Here is a 20,930-nt window from a genome sequence, read left to right as displayed (position 1 = left end):
TGCCGCCCCCGGGTCGCTGCGACGTATGACCTTCGGCTGTGTACAGTCGTTCACCGCAGTGACGTGGTTGCCACGGGCAGCCATTCTGGCCCCCGACGCGCGGGGCGAATCCGCCGAAAGGACCACTCCGCATGACATTTTCACTCGAGCTGTCCGATGACGTGATCGAGGTCCGAGATTGGGTCCACGACTTCGCCGAACGGGTCGTCCGGCCTGCCGCCGCGGAGTGGGACGAGCGTGAGGAGACGCCGTGGCCGATCATTGCGGAGGCCGCCAAGATCGGTCTCTACTCGGTCGAGCTCTTCGCCACCCAAGCCGCCGAGCCCAGCGGTCTTGGCATGCTCACGGTATTCGAGGAGATGTTCTGGGGTGACGCTGGCATCGCGCTGTCGATCCTCGGCACCGGTCTGGCCGCGGCCTCGCTGGCGGCGACCGGAACGCCCGAACAGTTGGGCGAGTGGCTGCCGCAGATGTTCGGCACGGTCGCCGAGCCGTACTTGGCGTCCTTCTGTTCCTCCGAGCCCGGCGCGGGTTCGGACGTGGCCGCCATCATCACCCGGGCCCGTTACGACGAGGCCACCGACGAATGGGTCATCAACGGCACCAAGACCTGGGCCACCAACGGCGGCATCGCCAATGTCCACGTGGTCGTGGCGTCGGTCTACCCCGAGCTGGGTTCGCGCGGCCAGGCGACGTTCATCATCCCGCCAGGGACCAAGGGATTCAGCCAGGGCCAGAAGTTCAAGAAGCACGGCATCCGTGCGTCCCACACCGCCGAGGTGGTGCTCGACGACGTGCGCATCCCGGGTCGACTGATCATCGGTGGCAAGGACAAGTTCGACGAGCGGATCGCCAGGGCGCGCGAGGGCAAGAGCTCGGCGGGCCAGGCGGCCATGAAGACCTTCGAGCGCACCCGCCCGTCGGTCGGGGCGATGGCGCTCGGGGTGGCCCGCGCCGCGTATGAGTACGCCCTGGACTACGCGCAGGAGCGCGAGCAGTTCGGTCGCAAGATCGGGGACTTCCAGGCCATCGCCTTCAAGCTCGCCGACATGAAGACCCGCATCGACGCTGCCCGCCTGCTGGTGTGGCGCGCGGGTTGGATGGCGCGCAACGACAAGCCCTTCGTCAACGCGGAGGGTTCGATGGCCAAGCTCGCGGCCAGCGAGGCCGCGGTCTACGTCACCGACGAGGCCATCCAGATCCTCGGTGGCAACGGCTACACCAGGGACTACCCCGTCGAGCGGATGCACCGCGACGCGAAGATCTTCACCATCTTCGAGGGCACCAGTGAGATCCAGCGGCTGGTGATGGCCAGGGCGATCACCGGGTTGCCGCTCAAGTAACCCGGGTTCGGCGCTAGAGGATGAGCAGCCAGATCGCGGCGTAGTGGCAGATCGCGGCCGCGGCGGTGAAGGCGTGGAAGAACTCGTGGTATCCGAACGTCTGCGGCCACGGGTTCGGCCATCGCACGCCGTAGAGGACGGCCCCGATGTTGTAGAGCACGCCGCCGGCGATCAGCAGGGCCACCACGCCGACACCGCCGCCGGCCAGCAGCACCGGTGCGAACCAGATCGCGGCGTAGCCGAGCAGCAGGTAGAGCGGCACGCCCACCCAGCGCGGTGACGACGGCCAGAACATCTTCAGGGCGACGCCGGCGGCCGCGCCGCCGTAGACGATCGTCAGCACCAGCCGGGCGGTCTGCGGTGGCATGGCCAGCAGAGCGAAGGGCGTGTAGCTACCGGCGATGAAGACGAAGATCATCGAGTGGTCGGCGCGCTTCATCCACTTGCGCGTGGCGCGACTCTTCCACTGCACGCGGTGGTACACGGCGCTGACGCTGAACATTCCGACGATGGTCGCGGTGTAGACCAGCGTGGCCACGCCTGCCGTCGGTGACCCGTGCAGCCAGGCCACCTGCACCAGGACGGCACCGGCGATGGTGGCGACGATGGCGCAGACGGCGTGGATGACACCGCGGGCGCGGGGGGCGTGCAGGAAGTCGACGACGGTGTCGGCCAGCACCTGGGGCAGGTCGTCGTCCCCACGCAAGATGTCCGGCTCGCCGTCGGCGGCCGCGGTACGCACGATCGAGGACTCGGTACGGGTACCGGAAGAAGGGGTACGGGTACCGAAGGATTCGGAGGACTCGGTGATCATGCTGCTCGTGGAACCGATCTGTGCTCGTTCAGGACATCTCCGCTGTCGAGGTTGAGCCGTCGCCAATCGGCAGGACTGCCGCGATTCACGATCAGCCTTGCGTCGAGGCTACCCAACGAGCATCGATGCCCGTCGCCGTCGAACCGTCGTACGGGTGAAGGTCTGGTGTCGATCGTGTCACGCCGGCGTCGAACCGTCCGATCGGTTAATCAGTTTGCAACCGGATGCATAAACATGCAGAATCACTGCATGATCTCAGTGGCGGTCGCTGGTGCCAGCGGCTATGCGGGCGGCGAGATACTTCGGTTGCTGCTCGGCCATCCCGCCTACGCGGACGGTCGGCTGCGTATCGGCGCGCTGACCGCCGCGGCGAGTGCGGGCACCAGCCTAGGCGAGCATCACCCGCATCTGCTTCCCCTGGCCGACCGTGTCCTGGAGGCCACCGACCCGGCCGTGCTCGAGGGCCACGACGTCGTGTTCCTCGGCCTGCCGCACGGCCACTCCGGTGCCCTGGCCGAACGGCTCGGGCCCGACGTACTGATCGTCGACTGTGGCGCCGACTTCCGGCTCACCGACCCCGCGGCGTGGGAACGGTTCTATGGCTCCGCCCACGCCGGCAGCTGGCCCTACGGGTTGCCCGAGTTGCCGGGTGGTCGCGACACGCTGCGCGGCGCCAGGCGCATCGCGGTGCCGGGCTGCTATCCGACGGCCGCCCTGCTGGCGCTGTTCCCGGCGTTGGCCGCTGGTCTGGTCGAGCCTGCCGTGACCGTGGTCGCCGTCAGCGGTACCTCCGGGGCTGGCCGGGCCGCGAAGGTGGACCTGCTGGGCTCGGAGGTCATCGGGTCGGCGCGGGCCTACAACGTCGGCGGCGCGCACCGGCACACACCGGAGATCGCCCAGGGGTTGCGCCGCGTCACCGACGCCGACGTGACGGTCTCGTTCACGCCGGTGCTGATTCCGACGTCGCGGGGCATCCTCGCGACGTGCACGGCCCGTACCGACGCGTCGCTGGACGACGTCCGGGCGGTCTACGAGAAGACCTACGGGGACGAGCCGTTCGTGCACCTGCTGCCTCCGGGACGGCTGCCGGCGACCGGTTCGGTCATCGGGAGCAATGCCGCGCAGGTGGCCGTCGCGGTCGACGCGGATGCCGGGGTGCTGGTGGCGCTCTGCGCGATAGACAACTTGGTCAAGGGAACTGGAGGGGCCGCGGTGCAGTCGATGAACCTGGCACTGGGATGGCCGGAGACGGAAGGACTGTCGATCGTGGGGGTGGCACCGTGACGCGGATGGAGACGGGCTCCGGCGCGCTGGTGCGTACCCAGGGCGTGACGGCGCCATCGGGTTTCCGGGCGACCGGCATCTCGGCGGGCATCAAGGCATCCGGCCGGCCGGACCTGGCGCTGGTCTTCAACGAGGGACCGGACTACGCCGCTGCTGGGGTGTTCACCCGCAACAAGGTCAAGGCCGCACCGGTGCTCTGGACGCAGCAGGTGATGACCACGGGCCGGCTGCGCGCGGTCGTGCTGAACTCCGGCGGAGCCAACGCCTGCACGGGCGCGCCCGGGTTCCAGGACACCCACGCCACCGCCGAGGCCGTCGCCACCGCCCTGTCCAACTGGGGCACCGAGACCGGCGCCATCGAGGTCGCGGTCTGCTCGACGGGCCTGATCGGCGACCGGCTCCCAATGGACAAGGTGCTGGCCGGGGTCGAGGACGTCGTGCACGAGATGGCGGGCGGGTTGACCGGTGGCGCCGAGGCGGCCCAGGCCATCATGACCACCGACACCGTCCCGAAGCAGGTGGCGCTGCACCACGAGGGCAGCTGGACCATCGGCGCGATGGCCAAGGGCGCTGGCATGATGGCGCCCTCACTGGCGACCATGTTGTGCGTGATCACCACCGACGCAGTGGCCAACGCCGAGGCGCTGGACGCGGCGCTGCGCAACGCGACCAGCCGTACCTTCGACCGGCTCGACATCGACGGCAGCTGCTCGACCAACGACACCGTGCTCCTGCTGGCGTCGGGCGCCAGCGAGATCGCGCCGACCCAGGCCGAACTCGACGCCGCGGTGCTCGCCGTCTGCGACGACCTCTGTGCCCAGCTGCAGGCCGACGCCGAGGGAGTCACCAAGCGCGTCGCGGTCACCGTCACCGGCGCGGCCAGTGAGGCCGACGCGGTCGTCGCCGCCCGGGTCATCGCGCGGGACAGCCTGGTCAAGACGGCGATCTTCGGCTCCGATCCCAACTGGGGCCGGGTGCTCGCCGCCGTCGGGATGGCGCCCGTCGACATGGCTCCGGAGCGAATCAGCGTGTCTTTCAACGGCTCTCCGGTGTGCGTCGACGGCGCCGGGGTACCGGGCGCGCGCGAGGTGGACCTGACCGGCGCCGACGTCTCCGTCGTCGTCGACCTCGGAGTCGGCTCGGGGGAGGGCACGGTCCGCACGACCGACCTGTCGCACGCCTACGTCGAAGAGAACTCGGCCTACTCCTCGTGACCACCACCCAGACCAAGGCGGCGGTGCTCGCCGAGGCGCTGCCGTGGCTCAAGGCGCTGCACGGCAAGATCGTCGTGGTGAAGTACGGCGGCAACGCCATGACCGACGAGACGCTCAAGGCGGCCTTCGCCGCGGACATGGTGTTCCTGCGCAACTGCGGCATCCACCCCGTCGTCGTGCACGGAGGCGGTCCGCAGATCAGCGCGATGCTCAAGCGGCTCGGCATCGCCGGTGACTTCAAGGGCGGCTTCCGCGTCACCACCCCGGAGGTGCTCGACGTCGCCCGCATGGTGTTGTTCGGTCAGGTGGGCCGCGAGCTCGTCGGCCTGATCAACGCCCACGGTCCCTACGCCGTCGGCATCACCGGCGAGGACGCCCAGCTGTTCACCGCCGTGCGCCGAACGGTCGCCGTCGACGGCGTCGCCACCGACATCGGCCTGGTCGGCGACGTCGAGAAGGTCGACACCCGCGCCGTGCTGGACCTCATCGACGGCGGCCGCATTCCGGTCATCTCGACGATTGCGCCGGATGCCGCGGGCGTGGTGTACAACGTCAACGCAGACACCGCGGCGGCCGCCCTGGCCGAGGCGCTCTCGGCCGAGAAGCTGTTGATGCTGACCGACGTCGAGGGCCTCTACACCAGCTGGCCCGACCGCTCGTCGCTGGTCAGCGAGATCGACGTCGTCGCGCTGACGGAGTTGCTGCCCTCGCTGGAGGCCGGCATGGTGCCCAAGATCGAGGCGTGCCTGCGCGCCGTCGGCGGGGGAGTGCCCAGCGCCCACGTCATCGACGGGCGGGTCGAGCACTGCGTGCTGGTCGAATTGTTCACGAACGACGGATCCGGAACGAAGATCCGGGGCGAGCGAAGCGACGGGAAAGAGGTGGTGATGAAGTGACCGACACGAACACTCAAGGGCTGCAACGGCGTTGGCAGGCAGTGATGATGGACAACTACGGCACGCCACCGGTCGCGCTCGTCAGCGGCGACGGCGCGGTGGTCACCGACGCCGACGGTCGGTCCTACGTCGATCTGCTGGGTGGCATCGCAGTCAACGTGCTCGGGCACCGGCATCCCGCCGTCATCGAGGCGGTCACCACGCAGCTGAACACGCTTGGTCACACGTCCAACCTGTACGCCACCGAGCCGGGGATCGCCCTGGCCGAGGCGCTCGTCGCCCAGCTCGGCGGTGACGTCACCGCGCGGGTGTTCTTCTGCAACTCCGGAACCGAGGCCAATGAGGTCGCCTTCAAGATCAGCAGGCTGACCGGGCGCACCGAGCTCGTCGCCGCCGAGGGTGCCTTCCACGGCCGCACGATGGGTTCGCTTGCGCTCACCGGCCAGCCGTCCAAGCAGGCGCCGTTCGCGCCGCTGCCGGGTCACGTCACCCACGTGCCCTACGGCGACGTCGAGGCGCTGCGCGCCGCCGTCACCGACCGCACCGCGGCCGTCTTCCTCGAACCGATCATGGGCGAGGGCGGTGTCGTCACCCCGCCCCCCGGGTACCTCGCCGCGGCGCGCGAGATCACCGCCGCCCGCGGCACGCTGCTGGTCCTCGACGAAGTCCAGACCGGCGTGGGACGCACCGGGACCTTCTACGCCCACCAGCACGACGGCATCACCCCTGACGTGGTCACCCTGGCCAAGGGTCTCGGCGGCGGCCTGCCGATCGGTGCCTGCCTGGCCATCGGCGACGCGGCCGGCCTGCTGACACCGGGCCTGCACGGCAGCACCTTCGGCGGCAACCCGGTGTGCACCGCCGCCGCACTGGCGGTGCTGCGCACCCTCGCCGAGGACGACCTGGTCGCCCGCGCCGGCGTGCTCGGCAAGGCCATCAGCCACGGCGTCGAGGCCATCGGACATCCGCTCGTCGACCACGTCAGGGGCCGGGGCCTGCTACGGGGCATCGTGCTGACCGCGCCACGCGGCAAGGCCGTCGAGACCGCTGCGCGTGAGGCGGGCTTCCTGGTCAACGCCGCCGCGCCCGACGTCATCCGGTTGGCGCCGCCGCTGGTGGTGACCGAGGCTCAGATCGACGCGTTCCTCGAGGCCCTGCCCGGGGTCCTCGACACCGCAGCCAACGAATCGGAGCCCGCGCCATGACCATTCGCAACTTCCTGCGTGACGACGATCTCTCGCCCGCGGAGCAGGCCGAGGTGCTGGCCCTGGCCGCCGAACTGAAGGAGGCGCCGTTCAGCGCCCGGCCGCTGGAGGGCCCCCGCGGAGTCGCGGTGATCTTCGAGAAGAACTCCACCAGAACGCGTTTCTCGTTCGAGATGGGCATCGCCCAACTTGGCGGCCACGCCGTCGTGGTGGACGGTCGCAGCACTCAGCTGGGCCGCGAGGAGACCCTGGAGGACACCGGCCGCGTGCTGTCCCGGTACGTCGACGCGATCGTCTGGCGGACCTTCGCCCAGGAACGGCTGGCGGCCATGGCCTCCGGTTCGACGGTGCCGCTGATCAACGCGCTGTCCGACGAGTTCCATCCGTGCCAGGTGCTGGCGGACCTGCAGACTCTGATCGAGCGCAAGGGTTCGCTCGCGGGACTGAAGATGGCCTACTTCGGCGACGGCGCCAACAACATGGCCCACTCGCTGATGCTGGGTGGCGTCACCGCGGGCATCGACGTGACCATCGCCGCGCCAACGGGTTTCGAGCCCGCACGGCAGTTCGTGGCGGCCGCGGAGCGGCGCGCCGCCGATACCGGGGCCAGCGTCACGGTGACCGCCGACCCGAAGGCCGCCGCGCATGGGGCCGACGTCCTGGTGACCGACACGTGGACCTCGATGGGTCAGGAGAACGACGGGCTCGACCGCGTGCGGCCGTTCCGCCCGTTCCAGGTCGGCGCCGAGATGCTGCAGCTCGCCGATTCCGAAGCCGTGGTGCTGCACTGCCTTCCGGCGCACCGCGGCCACGAGATCACCGATGACGTGATCGACGGACCGCAGAGCGCCGTCTGGGACGAGGCCGAGAATCGGCTGCACGCGCAGAAGGCGCTGCTGGTGTGGCTGCTGGACCGGTCGTGACCGTGACGACTGCAACGAGAGCGGGACGGCAGGCGCGCATCGTGACGCTGCTGTCGTCGAACTCGGTGCGCAGTCAGAGCGAGTTGGCCGCGATGCTGGCCGCCGAGGGCATCGACGTCACGCAGGCCACGCTGTCGCGGGACCTCGAGGAGCTCGGAGCGGTCAAGCTGCGCGGCGCCGACGGCGGCACCGGCGTGTACGTGGTGCCCGAGGACGGCAGCCCGGTGCGCGGAGTCAGCGGCGGTACCGACCGGATGACGCGGCTGCTCGGCGAGCTGCTGGTGTCCACCGACGCCAGCGGAAACCTCGCGGTCCTGCGCACCCCGCCGGGGGCTGCCCACTACCTGGCCAGTGCCATCGATCGCTCGGCGCTGCCCTACGTCGTCGGCACCGTGGCCGGGGATGACACCATCCTGGTGATCGCCCGCGAACCCATGACGGGCGCCGAACTGGCCCGTGCCCTCGAAGACCTCAAGTAAGCCCAGAACTTCAGTCAGCCCCAACAGAGGAGATCGAATCACATGTCCGAACGCGTCATCCTGGCGTACTCCGGCGGTCTGGACACCTCCGTCGCGATCAGCTGGATCGGCAAGGAAACCGGTCGCGAGGTGGTGGCCGTGGCCATCGACCTCGGTCAGGGCGGTGAGGACATGGAGGTCGTGCGTCAGCGCGCCCTGGACTGTGGCGCCGTCGAGGCCGTGGTGGTGGACGCACGCGACGAGTTCGCCAATGAGTACTGCCTGCCGACCATCAAGAGCAACGCGCTGTACATGGACCGTTACCCGCTTGTCTCGGCGATCAGCCGGCCGCTGATCGTCAAGCATCTGGTCACCGCGGCCAAGGAGCACGGCGGCGGCATCGTCGCCCACGGTTGCACCGGCAAGGGCAACGACCAGGTGCGCTTCGAGGTCGGGTTCGCCTCGCTCGCACCGCATCTCGAGGTACTGGCGCCCGTGCGCGACTACGCGTGGACCCGTGAGAAGGCCATCGCGTTCGCCGAGGAGAACGCCATCCCGATCAACGTGACCAAGCGGTCGCCGTTCTCGATCGACCAGAACGTGTGGGGCCGCGCCGTCGAGACCGGGTTCCTCGAGCACCTCTGGAACGCGCCGACCAAGGACGTCTACGACTACACCGAGGACCCCACGGTCAACTGGAGCAGCCCCGACGAGGTGATCGTCGGCTTCGAGAAGGGCGTGCCGGTCTCCATCGACGGGCGCGAGGTGTCCGTGCTGGAGGCCATCGTCGAACTGAACCGCCGCGCCGGCGCCCAGGGCGTCGGCCGGCTCGACGTCGTCGAGGACCGGCTGGTCGGCATCAAGAGCCGCGAGATCTACGAGGCACCCGGTGCCATGGTGCTGATCACCGCGCACGCCGAGCTCGAGCACGTGACGCTGGAACGCGAGCTGGGCCGGTTCAAGCGCCACACCGACCAGAAGTGGAGCGAGCTGGTGTACGACGGCCTCTGGTACTCACCGCTCAAGCGTGCGCTCGAATCGTTCGTCGACCACACCCAGGAGCACGTCAGCGGCGAGATCCGACTCGTCCTGCACGGTGGACACATCGCGGTCAACGGCCGGCGCAGCAGCGAATCGCTGTACGACTTCAACCTGGCCACCTACGACGAGGGTGACACCTTCGACCAGTCCTCCGCCAAGGGCTTCGTGCACGTGCACGGGCTGAGCTCGAAGATCGCCGCGCAGCGGGACCTGGCCGGCCAGTGACCACGAGCGGAGGCCAGTCGTGAGCACCAACGAGGGCTCGCTGTGGGGCGGGCGGTTCGCCGACGGTCCGTCGGAAGCGCTTGCGGCGTTGAGCAAGTCGACGCACTTCGACTGGGTGCTCGCGCCGTACGACGTCAGGGCGTCCAAGGCGCACGCGCTGGTGCTCTTCCGGGCCGGGCTGCTGACCGAGGAGCAGCGGGACGGCCTACTCGCGGGTCTGGACAGCCTCGGTGAGGACGTCGCCGACGGGAGCTTCGGTCCGCTGCCGTCGGACGAGGACGTCCACGGCGCGCTCGAACGAGGTCTGATCGACCGGGCGGGTGCCGATCTCGGCGGCCGGTTGCGCGCGGGCCGGTCGCGAAACGATCAGGTGGCCACGCTGTTTCGGATGTGGCTGCGCGACGCCATGCGAGGGATCGGCAACGGGGTGCTCGACGTCGTCGGTGCGCTGGCCACGCAGGCATCGTCACACCCGACCGAGATCATGCCCGGCAAGACGCACCTGCAGTCGGCGCAGCCGATCCTGCTGGCTCATCACCTGCTCGCCCACGCCCATCCGCTGCTGCGCGACGTCGACCGGATCCTCGACCTCGACGACCGCGTCGCGGTGTCACCGTACGGCTCCGGAGCGCTGGCCGGTTCGTCGCTCGGTCTCGATCCCGACGCCATCGCCGCCGATCTCGGCTTCACCGCCGCGGCCGACAACTCCATCGACGCGACCGCGGCACGCGACTTCGCCGCCGAGGCAGCCTTCGTGCTGGCGATGGTCGCCGTGGACCTGTCCCGGCTCGCCGAGGACGTGATCCTATGGAGTACGACCGAATTCGGCTACGTCCGACTGCACGACTCCTGGTCGACCGGCAGCTCGATCATGCCGCAGAAGAAGAACCCCGACATCGCCGAGCTGGCTCGCGGCAAGTCGGGCCGGCTGATCGGCAACCTCGCCGGGCTGCTCGCCACGCTGAAGGCGCAGCCGCTGGCCTACAACCGGGACCTGCAGGAGGACAAGGAGCCGGTCTTCGATTCGGTGGGTCAGCTGCAGTTGCTGCTGCCGGCGATGGCCGGCCTGGTAGGCACCCTCACCTTCGACGCGGAGCGGATGGCCGAGCTCGCGCCGCTGGGGTACACACTCGCCACCGACATCGCGGAATGGTTGGTGCGGCAAGGGATTCCGTTCCGGGTAGCCCACGAGGCCGCCGGAGCCGCGGTCAAGGTCGCCGAGGCGCGCGGCGTCGGTCTGGAGGAACTGACCGACGACGAACTCGCAGCCATCCACCCGGGGCTGACCGCCGAGGTCCGCGAGGTGTTGACCGTCGCCGGCTCGGTGAACTCCCGCGACGCCCGCGGCGGGACGGCACCGGTGCAGGTGGCCAAGCAGCTCGGCGTGGTGCGCGACACCGCCGACGAGCTCAGGATCCGTCTGCGGCCCTGACGCGCTAGTCCTCGGCCAGCAGCAGCCACTCCTCCTCGAGAGACTCCTTGCGGGCCACCATGTCGGACAGTTCGACGTTGAGTTCGCCGAGGCGGACGTGGTCGGCAGCCGCGTCGGCCATGGTGTGGTGCAGCTTGGCGATCCGCTCGTCGAGCTTGCCGAGTTGATTCTCGATGCGCGCCAGTTCCTTTCCGGTCCGGCGTTCGCGGGCCGAATCGGTCTCGCGGCGCTCGGCCGGCCGGGCCGCCGACGCCGTGTCGGCCTCGACGCGCTCGGCGAGGTACTGCTCTATCCCGCCGGGCAGCAGCACGCAACGGCCGCGGCCCGGCAGCGCGTAGGTGACGTCGGCCACCCGTTCGAGGAAGTACCGGTCGTGCGTGACCACGATCAGCGTGCCCGGCCAGCCGTCGAGGTAGTCCTCGATCACGTTGAGCGTGTCGATGTCCAGATCGTTGGTCGGTTCGTCGAGCAGCATCACGTTGGGCTCGTCGAGCAGCAGACGCAGGAACTGGAAGCGGCGGCGCTCGCCACCGGAGAGGTCGGACAGCCGCGTCGTCAACTTGTCTCCGGTGAAACCGAAGTCCTCCAGCAGCGTGGCGGTGCTCACCTCGCGGCCGCCGGCGAGTTCGGTGATCCGCCGGGCACTCTCGACGGCGTCCAGCACGCGGGCATTTCCGTCGAGCTCGACCAGCGCCTGGCTCAGGTAGCCGATCTTCAGGGTCTTGCCGCGCTTGACGGTGCCCGACGACGGTTCCATCTCGCCGACCAGCAGCTTGAGCACCGAGGACTTGCCGGTGCCGTTGACCCCGACCAGGCCGATGCGCTCACCGGGCCCGATCGACCAGTCCAGCTTGTCGAGGATGAGCTTGTCGCCCGCCCGCAGGACCACGGAGTGCAGGTCGAAGACGTCCTTGCCGAGCCGCGCGGTGGCGAACCGCTGCAGCGCCAGCGAATCGCGCGGTTCCGGTTCGTTGGCGATCAGGTCGTTGGCTGCCTGGATCCGGAACTTCGGCTTCGAGGTCCGCGCGGGCGGCCCGCGCCGCAGCCACGCCAGCTCCTTGCGCATCAGGTTGCGCCGGCGCGCCTCGGTGCCGGCGGCGACCCGCATGCGTTCCGAGCGGGCGAGCACGTAGGCGGCGTAACCGCCCTCATAGGCATCGACGGACCCGCCGTGCACCTCCCAGGTGCGGGTGCACACGGCATCCAGGAACCACCGGTCGTGGCTCACCACCACTAGTGACTTGGCGCGGCGCCGGACCAGGTGCCCGGCCAGCCAGCCGATGACCTCGACGTCGAGGTGGTTGGTGGGCTCGTCGAGTACCAGGACGTCGTGCCCGGCGAGTAGCACGGCGGCCAGTGCGACCCGGCGCCGTTCGCCACCACTGAGATTGCTCACCTCACGGTCGAGCGACACCTCCCGCAGCAGGTTCTCGACGACCGACCTCGTCTCGGCGTCGGCCGCCCAGATGTGATCGGGCCGGCCGCCCACGATCACGTCGCGCACGGTGGCATCGGCGGCGAAGTCGTCGGACTGGTGCAGATAGCCGACCGACAGGCCGGACGCGTGGGTCACCCGTCCCGAATCCGGAGGTCGGGTGGCGGTCAGGATCTGCAGCAACGTGGTCTTGCCGTCACCGTTGCGGCCGACGACGCCGATCGCGTCGCCCTCTTCGACGCCGAGGCTGACGCCGTCGAGCAGGGTGCGCGTGCCGTAGCCGACGGTCGCGCGTTCGAGGTTGATCTGGTTCGCCATCAGCCGCCGATCATAGGGTGCGATCGCCGTAGTACCCCAAGTTCGCTGTGCCATGATGGCGTCGGATCGGGGCGTCGGACGAGAGGGGACGGTCGTGGTGGACCTTTCGTTGATCACCGGACCCATGGGACGGTTGGTGGCGACCGCCCAGAACGGTTTGGAGGTTCTGCGGTACGGAGGTCTGGAGACCGGGGCGGTGCCGTCGCCGTTCCAGATCGTCGAGAGCGTGCCGATGTACCGGCTACGGCGGTACTTCCCGCCGGACAGCAGGCCCGGTGCCAAACCAGCCGGGCCGCCGGTCCTGATGGTGCATCCGATGATGATGTCGGCCGACATGTGGGACGTCACCCGCGCCGACGGCGCCGTCGGCATCCTGCACGCCGCGGGCATCGACCCGTGGGTGATCGACTTCGGCTCGCCCGATCAGGTCGAGGGCGGCATGCAGCGCAACCTCGCCGACCACGTCGTGGCGCTCAGCGAGGCCATCGACACCGTCAAGAAGGTGACCGACCGGGACGTGCACCTGGCGGGTTACTCCCAGGGCGGCATGTTCGCCTACCAGACCGCCGCGTACCGCCGGTCCAAGGACCTGGCGAGCATCGTGGCCTTCGGGTCGCCCGTCGACACCCTGGCTGCGTTGCCGCTGAACCTGCCCGCCGGCCTGGCCGTCGGTGCCGCCGACTTCATGGCAGATCACGTCTTCAGCCGCCTCGACGTCCCGGGTTGGCTGGCGCGCACCGGCTTCCAGATGCTCGACCCCGTCAAGACGGCGCAGTCGCGGCTGGAGTTCCTGCGCCAGCTGCACGATCGCGAAGCCCTGCTGCCGCGGGAGCAACAGCGCCGCTTCCTGGCCTCGGAGGGCTGGATCGCTTGGTCGGGACCGGCGATCGCCGAGCTGCTCAAGCAGTTCATCGCCCACAACCGAATGATGAGCGGCGGTTTCTCCATCCGCGGTGACCTCGTCACCCTGGCCGACATCGACTGCCCCGTGCTCGCGGTGGTCGGCGAGGTCGACGACATCGGCCAGCCCGCGTCGGTCCGCGGCATCAAACGTGCCTCACCCCAGGCCGACGTCTACGAATACTTGATTCGCACGGGGCATTTCGGTCTCGTGGTCGGTTCGAAGGCCGCCACCCAGACATGGCCGACGGTCGCCGCCTGGGTCAAGTGGATCTCCGGCGACGGCGACATGCCCGACGACGTCGCGCCGATGGCGCTGCAACCGGCCGCGGCCAGCGACAGCGGGGTTCCCCTGGCATCGCGCATCGCGCACGGGGCGGGCGTTGCGGCGGAGATGACGTTCAGCGTGGCGCGGTCGGCGGCGGGCGCCTTCGTGGCCGCGGAGAAGTCGGCCCGGGCCCTGGTCGCCGAGACCGCTCGCACGCTGCCCCGGTTGGCGCGGCTGGGTCAGATCAACGACCACACCCGCATCTCGCTGGGCCGGATCATGTCCGAGCAGGCCAGCGCGACGCCGCAGGGGGAGTTCCTGTTGTTCGACGGGCGGGTGCACACCTACGAGGCGGTGGACCGTCGCGTCAACAACGTCGTCCGCGGTCTCATCGACGTCGGCGTGCGCCAGGGCGCCCACGTCGGCGTGCTGATGGAGACCAGGCCCAGCGCACTGGTCGCGATCGCGGCGCTGTCGCGCCTTGGTGCGGTCGCCGTCCTGATGCCGCCGGACGCCGATCTCACCGAGGCGGCGCGGCTGGGTGCGGTATCCGACGTCATCGCCGATCCCGTCAGCCTGGCCGCCGCTCGCAAGCTGCCGCTGCGGGTGCTCGTGCTGGGTGGCGGCGAGGCCCGCGATCTGGATCTGGCGGACGACGACGACGTCGTCGACATGGAGAAGATCGATCCCGACGTCGTCGCCCTGCCCGGGTGGTACCGGCCCAACCCTGGGCTGGCCAAGGACCTCGCCTACGTCGCGTTCGCGACGGTCGGCGGCGAGCTCGTCGCCCGGCAGATCACCAACTTTCGGTGGGCCCGGTCGGCCTTCGGCACCGCGTCGGCGGCCAATCTGGGGTCCGGGGACACCGTGTATTGCCTGACCCCGCTGCACCACCAGTCCGGTCTGCTCGTCAGCCTCGGCGGGGCGGTCGTCGGTGGCACCCGCATCGCGCTGTCGCGGGGATTGCGCCCGGACCGGTTCGCCCACGAACTGCGGCAGTACGGCGTCACCGTGGTGTCCTACACCTGGGCGATGCTGCGCGAGGTCATCGACGACCCGGCCTTCTCGCTGCGCGGCAGCCACCCCGTGCGGCTGTTCATCGGGTCGGGCCTGCCGACCGGGCTGTGGCGGCGGGTGGAGGAGGAGTTCGCTCCCGCGCACGTCGTCGAGTTCTTCGCCACCACCGACGGCCAGGCGGTGCTGGCCAACGTGGCGGGCGCCAAGATCGGCAGCGAGGGCAGGCCCCTGCCGGGTGGTGGACGCATCGAGCTGGCGGCGTACGACCCCGACAGCGACCTGATCCTGGAGGACGACCAGGGTTTCGTGGCTCGGGCCGCACCGGGTGAAGTCGGGGTGCTGCTGGCCCACCCGCGGGGGCCGGTCGACCCGACGGCGTCGATCAAGCGCGGCGTCTTCGCCCCCGCGGATCTGTGGGTGTCCACGGAGTACCTGTTCCGGCGCGACGAGGACGGCGATTACTGGCTGGTGGACAACCGCGGAACAGTGATCCGCACCGAGCGCGGCCCGGTGTTCAGCGCCGCGGTCAACGACACCGTGTGCCGGGTGGGCGCGGTCGATCTGGCGGTTACCTACCGGGTGGCGGTCGACGGTCGCGAGGTCGCGGTGACGGCGCTGCTGCTCCGCCCGGGCGGCAGCGTGCTGACCGCCGATCTCAACGACGCCCTCGGACGGTTGCCGGTAGGGGAGGCGCCGGACGTCGTGCACGTCGTGCCGGAGATGAAGCTCAGTGCGACGTACCGCCCGCTGCTCGGACCGTTGCGCGCGGCGGGCATCCCCAAGCCGTCGCGTAACGCCTGGTATCTAGATCCCGACACGGATGGTTACAAGCGCCTGACGGCTGCGGTCCGGACCGAGCTCACCAAGGCGCCCGACGCGGAGTGATCGGAGTGAAGCGAGTGACGGAATGCTACGGCGCAATCGCTTTGTTAGGCTCCGGCTGGCCGCACGTGGCCATCCGGGTCGGGCCGGACACTCTCATACGGTCGACGATGGAGGATTGATGGCGGTACGGACCGACGGGAAACGCTGGCGGCGCGCGTTCACCGGTGCCGTGGCCAGCGGCGCGGTGGCCACCGGACTGTTGCTCGGAATGGGTGTCGGCACCGCGCATGCGGACGTGCTCGACGACATCGACGCCGAGTACGACACCGGCGCGGGCGGCGGTCAGATCTCGAATCTGATCCACAGCGCAATGAAGCTGCGCTCCCTTGGCTTCGTTCCCTCCAAGGGCAACGTGACCGATCTGGAGGCGGCACTGGACAAGCGTCCGAACCAGAGTCCATTGATCGAGGCGCTGGAGCAGACGGTCGAGTACCAGAAGCGCAACCAGGCCCGCAGCCAGGGCGCCGGCGGCGGTCCCGTGCTCAACCCGCCGACCATCGGCATCGGTGGCGGCAACAACGGCCAGCCGTTCGATCCCAACGGCGGTGGCGGCATCAGCGTCCCGCTCGGCTGATCGCGTGCTCGACCAACGACTGCGCGCGCTGCTGGTCTGTCCGCAGGACCGCGGCCCGCTGCTACTCACCGGTGACCGGTTGTACAACCCGCGATTGCGGCGGGCCTACCGCATCGAGGCCGGCGTACCCGTGCTGCTGATCTCCGAGGCGGTCACCGTCACCGACGATGCCGAGCACCAGGCGCTGCTGGATCGGGCCGAACCCTAGCCGAGCCCGGGCAGGTCTCCGGTCAGATAGTGCTGCAGGTTCGGTGCGATGGTCTCGGCGATCTGCTGCACCGGCAGTGATCTGAACGGCTCGAGCTCCAGGATGTAGCGGGCCATCACGATGCCGACCAGCTGCGAGGCGACGAACTGGACGCGGATCGCCCCCGAACCGGCGGGTGCGTCGACCCTGGTGCCGATCTCGACGGTGATCACGTCCTGCAGGAAGGACCGGATCAGGCCGACGTCGTCACCAGCCAGGAGCGAGCGCAGGGTGGCGATGAACCCCGCGCCCATCTCGGAGTCCCACAGCGGCAACAGCAGCGACGGCAGGGTGATCCCCAGCTGGTCCAGTGGCACCTCGCGCATCGGACCGATCACCTGCATCGGGTCGATGGGGATGTGCACCGCCGCGGCGAACAGCTGCTCCTTGGTGCCGAAGTAGTGGTGGACCAGTGCGGCATCCACTCCGGCCGCGGCGGCGATCGCCCGAATCGAGGTATTGCCGATTCCGTTGCGGGCGAACAACTCTCGGGCGTTCTTCAGGATGCGGTCGCGGGTGTCGGAGCTGCCTGGCGGGCGTCCCGGCCGTTTGCGGCTGGATCCGCTCACGGCGTCCTGCGCCGTAGCGTGGCGGCGGCCAGTCCCATGGCCACGACGGCGAATGCGACGACGATCGCGATGTCGCGGACGGTGGTGGCGGTGAGGTCGGCGTGCGCGCCCACCTCCTTCAACGCCTCGAGTGCATAGCTGGCGGGCATCGCGTTGCTGATCCACTGCAGCCAGTCCGGCAGCAGGTGGCGGGGGACGATGATCCCGCAGAGCAGCAGTTGCGGAGCGATGACCAGCGGCATGAACTGGACGGCCTGGAACTCGGTGCGCGCGAACGCGCTGCACGACAATCCCAGCCCGACGCCGAGCACGGCATTGATGATCGCGATGACGAATACCAGGGCGGGACTACCCGCGGTCTTCAGGCCGAGCAGCCAGAACGAGACGACGCAGGCCAGGGTGGCCTGCGCCGCCGCGGCGATCGAGAACGCCGTGCCGTAGGCCGCGAGCAGATCGAGACGGCGCAGGGGAGTGGTGAGGATCCGTTCCAGAGTTCCCGAGACCCGCTCGCGCTGCATCGTGATCGACGTGATCAAGAACATGACGATCAGCGGAAAGACCCCGAGCATGACCAGGCACGCATCGTCGAACGGCGGTGGCGTGCCGGGACGATGCGGGGTGTCGCGGAACATGAAGTACATCAACGCGATGATCGCGCTCGGCACGACGAGGATCATCGCGACGCTGCGGTGATCGCCGGCCAGTTGTCGCAGGATCCGGCCAGTCGTGGCCAGGTACGCCTGCGGGCTCAGCCGGGAGCGGCTGCGGTGCTGTGCCGGATGACGGACAGAAACGCTTCCTCCAGTGACTGACATCCCGTGTCCTCTCGCAGGGTGGTGGGCGTGGTGTGCGCGAGCAGCCGACCCTCGCGCAGCAGGAGCAGGTCTGCGCAGCGGTCGGCCTCGTCCATGACGTGACTGGACACCAGCAGCGTGGTGCCCCGGCGGGCCAGCTGGCGGAACTGCTCCCACAGATCGACCCGTAGCACCGGGTCGAGGCCGACGGTCGGTTCGTCGAGCACCAGCAGGTCGGGGTGGGCCACCAGGGCACACGCCAGCGACACCCTGGTGCGTTGACCGCCAGAGAGATTGCCGCACGAATCCGTTCGGTGATCGCGCAGCCCGACCGCGGTGACGGCCTCGTCGACGGCCCCGGTGGCGGCGCCATACAGGGAGGCGAAGTAGCGCACGTTGTCGATCACCCGCAGGTCCGGATAGATGGTGGCGTCCTGGGTGACGTAGCCGACGCGGTGCCGCAGTTCGGCCGAACCCGCGGGCCTGCCGAGCACGCGGACGGTGCCCTTGGCGATGACCTGGGTGCCGACGATGCAGCGGATCAGGGTGGTCTTGCCGCAGCCGGATGGGCCCAGGACGCCGGTGATGGTTCCGGGTGCGACGTGAACCGTGACGTCTTCGAGGGCGGTGCGCTTGCCGCGGATGACGGTCAGGTGTTCGACGGAGATCGCGGGTAACGGGTGACCGCGGACTAATTCATCGGGTGATGAAGTCATCATGTGATGAATATCCTCCCCGCGGCTGGCGGCGTCAAGGGCGCCGGGCAGAATCGCTGCAGTGACCGCTGACGCGCTGACCACCGACCCGGTCTCGGCCGCCCGACTGCTGCTCGGTGGGGTGCTCAGCGGGCGCGGAGTCACCGCCGTGATCGCCGAGGTCGAGGCGTATGGCGGCCCGCTGGACGGGCCGTGGCCCGACGCCGCATCACACTCCTACCGCGGCCGCGGTGGACGCAACGCGATCATGTTCGGCGCCCCGGGACGGCTGTACGCCTACCGCAGCCACGGCATCCACGTGTGCGCCAACGTCGTGTGCGGGGCCGACGGTGTGGCGGCAGCCGTCCTGCTGCGCGCCGCCGTGCTGACCGACGGCGTCGAGGTGGCCCAGGCCCGCCGCGGCCCCTCGGTGCGGCCCGCGGCGCTGGCGCGCGGACCGGGAAATTTGTGTTCAGCGCTCGGAATCACCATGGCGGACAACGGGATCGACCTCTTCGACGGTCGAGCTGACGTTCAGCTGACCCTGGCCCAGCCGTCGACTGCGGTCAGCGGCCCCCGGGTGGGGGTCAGCAAGGCCGCAGACCGGCCGTGGCGGTTCTGGCTCGCCGGACGTCCAGAGGTGTCCGCATTTCGCCGCAGTCCCCGGGCACCCGCGCCGGGCGACAGCGACTGATGCGGGAGAATCGCGCCGTGACATCCCAAAGCGGCATCCTCGACGAATTGGCTTGGCGCGGCTTGATTGCGCAGTCCACCGACCGCGACGCGTTGGCGGCCGCGACGGCCTCGGGCCCGCTGACGGTCTATGCGGGTTTCGATCCCACGGCGCCCAGCCTGCACGCCGGGAACCTGGTGCCGCTGCTGGCGCTGCGCCGATTCCAGCGTGCCGGCCACCGCCCGATCGTGCTCGCCGGTGGAGCCACCGGAATGATCGGCGACCCCCGCGACACCGGCGAGCGCAGCCTCAACGGCGACGACGTCGTCGCGGAGTGGGCCACCCGAATCCGGGGTCAGCTGGAGCGGTTCGTGGACTTCGACGACTCGCCAACCGGGGCGATCATCGAGAACAACCTGACCTGGACCTCGCAATTGTCGGCCATCGACTTCCTTCGCGACGTCGGCAAGCACTTCTCCGTCAACGTCATGCTCGACCGCGACACCATTCGCCGGCGACTCGACGGTGACGGCATCTCCTACACCGAGTTCAGCTACATGCTGTTGCAGGCCAACGACTACGTGGAGCTGCATCAGAAGTACGGCTGCTCGCTGCAGATCGGCGGGTCCGACCAATGGGGCAACATCATCGCGGGTGTGCGGCTGGTGCGGCAGAAGCTGGGGGCGACGGTGCACGCGCTGACGGTTCCGCTGGTCACGGCCGCCGATGGCACCAAGTTCGGCAAGTCGACGGGTGGCGGCAGCCTCTGGCTGGACCCGGAGATGACCAGCCCGTATGCCTTCTACCAGTACTTCGTGAACACCGCGGACGCCGACGTCATCCGCTACCTGCGGTGGTTCACCTTCTTGACGCCCGACGAACTCGCCGAACTCGAGGCGGCGACGGCCGAGCGGCCGCATGAACGCGCGGCCCAGCGCCGGCTGGCCCAGGAGTTCACCACGCTGGTCCACGGCTCGGCCGCGACCGAGGCGGTCGAACTGGCCAGTCAGGCACTGTTCGGCCGCGGTGACCTAGGTGGACTCGACGAGGCGACGTTGGCCGCCGCGCTTCGCGAGACCTCGGTGGCCCAGCTCGGCGGCGGTGTTCCCAGTGGCATCGGCGATCTGTTGGTGGCCACCGGGCTGTCGAAGAGCAAGGGCGAGGCCCGTCGCACGTTGGCCGAGGGAGGGGTCTACGTGAACAACGTCAGGGTCGACGCCGAGGACTGGACGCCGGAACCGACGGACTTCCTGCACGGTAAGTGGCTCGTGCTGCGGCGCGGTAAGCGCAATGTCGCGGGTGTCGAGCGGGTGCTCGGGGCCTGAACTCATGCTCGACACGCCGCTGACCAGGCGATTTGACTCTCCGTTATCCGGCACGTAACTTTATCCAAGTCATCGCGACGCGGTCCTGCCGCTGAGCGCGACGACATCCCGGAGGAAATCCACTCTAGTGGGTTTCCTTCACCGTCCGCACTACGGCTAGCGGCTTTCCGCCGCTAGCTTGTTGCGCGGCCAGGCGGGTGTGTTGTTTGAGAACTCAATAGTGTGTTTGGTGGTTTTTGTTTGTTGTTTTTGGCCACTCATGTGGGGGACTCCCCGTCTTCCGATCATTGTGGGTGGTTGTTTTTTTGATGCCAGTTTTTGGTGTCTTTTGTTAGGTCGAATTTTTTCTGATTCGAATTCCACCTGTGCCTTTGGGTGTGGGTTGTTTTTGTTTG

20 protein-coding genes are annotated in these 20,930 nt (G+C 69.2%); 14 read left to right on the top strand and 6 right to left on the bottom strand.

Annotation, left to right across the window (positions count from 1 at the left end):
• The first annotated feature begins 131 nt into the window (after positions 1-131).
• Complete coding sequence (locus SBI80_RS24975) at positions 132-1,343, top strand: acyl-CoA dehydrogenase family protein (protein ID WP_318977547.1); 1,212 nt, start codon at positions 132-134, stop codon at positions 1,341-1,343.
• A gap of 13 nt (positions 1,344-1,356) precedes the next feature.
• On the opposite strand, the gene trhA is transcribed toward SBI80_RS24975, so the two are convergent.
• Positions 1,357-2,157 carry a PAQR family membrane homeostasis protein TrhA gene (gene trhA / locus SBI80_RS24970; protein ID WP_318977546.1) on the bottom strand — a complete coding sequence of 267 codons (801 nt, stop codon included), beginning with the start codon at positions 2,155-2,157 and terminating at the stop codon, positions 1,357-1,359.
• A gap of 249 nt (positions 2,158-2,406) precedes the next feature.
• Between trhA and argC the strand changes: the two genes are divergently transcribed.
• Genes argC through argH form a run of 8 tightly spaced genes read left to right on the top strand, consistent with a single transcriptional unit; the run spans position 2,407 to position 10,835 of the window.
• Positions 2,407-3,441 carry an N-acetyl-gamma-glutamyl-phosphate reductase gene (gene argC, locus SBI80_RS24965; RefSeq protein WP_318977545.1) on the top strand — a complete coding sequence of 345 codons (1,035 nt, stop codon included), beginning with the start codon at positions 2,407-2,409 and terminating at the stop codon, positions 3,439-3,441.
• 5 nt (positions 3,442-3,446) lie between these two features.
• Positions 3,447-4,655, top strand: a complete 1,209-nt coding sequence (argJ, locus tag SBI80_RS24960) for a bifunctional glutamate N-acetyltransferase/amino-acid acetyltransferase ArgJ (RefSeq protein ID WP_318977544.1) — start codon at positions 3,447-3,449, stop codon at positions 4,653-4,655.
• Positions 4,652-5,551, top strand: coding sequence for an acetylglutamate kinase (argB, locus tag SBI80_RS24955; protein ID WP_318977543.1), 900 nt, complete (start codon positions 4,652-4,654; stop codon positions 5,549-5,551). The genes argJ and argB overlap by 4 nt, the downstream gene beginning before the upstream one ends.
• Positions 5,548-6,756, top strand: coding sequence for an acetylornithine transaminase (locus tag SBI80_RS24950; RefSeq protein WP_318977542.1), 1,209 nt, complete (start codon positions 5,548-5,550; stop codon positions 6,754-6,756). Before argB ends, SBI80_RS24950 begins: the two co-directional genes overlap by 4 nt.
• Positions 6,753-7,679 (top strand): ornithine carbamoyltransferase, encoded by a 927-nt coding sequence (argF, locus tag SBI80_RS24945; RefSeq protein WP_318977541.1) that lies wholly within the window; start codon positions 6,753-6,755, stop codon positions 7,677-7,679. The genes SBI80_RS24950 and argF overlap by 4 nt, the downstream gene beginning before the upstream one ends.
• Positions 7,610-8,158, top strand: coding sequence for an arginine repressor (locus tag SBI80_RS24940; protein ID WP_413232813.1), 549 nt, complete (start codon positions 7,610-7,612; stop codon positions 8,156-8,158). The genes argF and SBI80_RS24940 overlap by 70 nt, the downstream gene beginning before the upstream one ends.
• A gap of 42 nt (positions 8,159-8,200) precedes the next feature.
• Entirely contained in the window at positions 8,201-9,403 is a 1,203-nt protein-coding gene (locus tag SBI80_RS24935; protein WP_318977539.1) for an argininosuccinate synthase, read from the top strand.
• Between the two features lie 19 nt (positions 9,404-9,422).
• Positions 9,423-10,835 carry an argininosuccinate lyase gene (argH, locus tag SBI80_RS24930; protein ID WP_318977538.1) on the top strand — a complete coding sequence of 471 codons (1,413 nt, stop codon included), beginning with the start codon at positions 9,423-9,425 and terminating at the stop codon, positions 10,833-10,835.
• A gap of 4 nt (positions 10,836-10,839) precedes the next feature.
• Here argH and SBI80_RS24925 read toward each other — a convergent pair whose 3' ends face one another.
• Positions 10,840-12,588, bottom strand: a complete 1,749-nt coding sequence (locus tag SBI80_RS24925; protein WP_318977537.1) for an ABC-F family ATP-binding cassette domain-containing protein — start codon at positions 12,586-12,588, stop codon at positions 10,840-10,842.
• A 97-nt stretch (positions 12,589-12,685) separates the two neighbouring features.
• On the opposite strand from SBI80_RS24925, the gene SBI80_RS24920 reads away from it, so the two are divergent.
• The 3 genes from SBI80_RS24920 (at position 12,686) to SBI80_RS24910 (ending at position 16,440) form a co-directional block, all read left to right on the top strand.
• On the top strand, positions 12,686-15,658 hold the full coding sequence (locus SBI80_RS24920; protein WP_318977536.1) for an acyl-CoA synthetase: 2,973 nt from the start codon (positions 12,686-12,688) through the stop codon (positions 15,656-15,658).
• Positions 15,659-15,776: 118 nt separating this feature from the next.
• The gene (locus tag SBI80_RS24915) at positions 15,777-16,232 is read left to right on the top strand and encodes a hypothetical protein (protein ID WP_318977535.1); all 456 of its coding nucleotides are present in this window, start codon (positions 15,777-15,779) and stop codon (positions 16,230-16,232) included.
• Positions 16,233-16,236: 4 nt separating this feature from the next.
• The gene (locus SBI80_RS24910) at positions 16,237-16,440 is read left to right on the top strand and encodes a Trm112 family protein (protein ID WP_318977534.1); all 204 of its coding nucleotides are present in this window, start codon (positions 16,237-16,239) and stop codon (positions 16,438-16,440) included.
• Here SBI80_RS24910 and SBI80_RS24905 read toward each other — a convergent pair.
• From SBI80_RS24905 to SBI80_RS24895, 3 genes are read right to left on the bottom strand one after another with little or no spacing between them, the layout of a single operon-like run.
• Positions 16,437-17,048, bottom strand: coding sequence for a TetR/AcrR family transcriptional regulator (locus SBI80_RS24905; protein ID WP_318977533.1), 612 nt, complete (start codon positions 17,046-17,048; stop codon positions 16,437-16,439). The two genes, SBI80_RS24910 and SBI80_RS24905, sit on opposite strands and share 4 nt — an antisense overlap.
• Positions 17,045-17,863 carry an ABC transporter permease gene (locus tag SBI80_RS24900; protein WP_318977532.1) on the bottom strand — a complete coding sequence of 273 codons (819 nt, stop codon included), beginning with the start codon at positions 17,861-17,863 and terminating at the stop codon, positions 17,045-17,047. Before SBI80_RS24900 ends, SBI80_RS24905 begins: the two co-directional genes overlap by 4 nt.
• The gene (locus tag SBI80_RS24895) at positions 17,797-18,561 is read right to left on the bottom strand and encodes an ABC transporter ATP-binding protein (RefSeq protein ID WP_318977531.1); all 765 of its coding nucleotides are present in this window, start codon (positions 18,559-18,561) and stop codon (positions 17,797-17,799) included. The genes SBI80_RS24900 and SBI80_RS24895 overlap by 67 nt, the downstream gene beginning before the upstream one ends.
• Positions 18,562-18,619: 58 nt before the next feature.
• Between SBI80_RS24895 and SBI80_RS24890 the strand changes: the two genes are divergently transcribed.
• Together SBI80_RS24890 and tyrS are read left to right on the top strand one after the other, a co-directional pair.
• Positions 18,620-19,231 carry a DNA-3-methyladenine glycosylase gene (locus SBI80_RS24890; protein ID WP_318977530.1) on the top strand — a complete coding sequence of 204 codons (612 nt, stop codon included), beginning with the start codon at positions 18,620-18,622 and terminating at the stop codon, positions 19,229-19,231.
• A gap of 17 nt (positions 19,232-19,248) precedes the next feature.
• Complete coding sequence (tyrS, locus tag SBI80_RS24885; RefSeq protein WP_318977529.1) at positions 19,249-20,535, top strand: tyrosine--tRNA ligase; 1,287 nt, start codon at positions 19,249-19,251, stop codon at positions 20,533-20,535.
• Between the two features lie 156 nt (positions 20,536-20,691).
• Here tyrS and SBI80_RS24880 read toward each other — a convergent pair.
• Positions 20,692-20,930 (bottom strand): hypothetical protein (locus SBI80_RS24880; RefSeq protein ID WP_318977528.1); only part of this gene is annotated, 239 nt, incomplete at its 5' end.

This window comes from Mycolicibacterium sichuanense (assembly GCF_033741125.1).
Classification (GTDB): domain Bacteria; phylum Actinomycetota; class Actinomycetes; order Mycobacteriales; family Mycobacteriaceae; genus Mycobacterium.
This window is presented reverse-complemented; position numbering and strand designations above follow the sequence as displayed.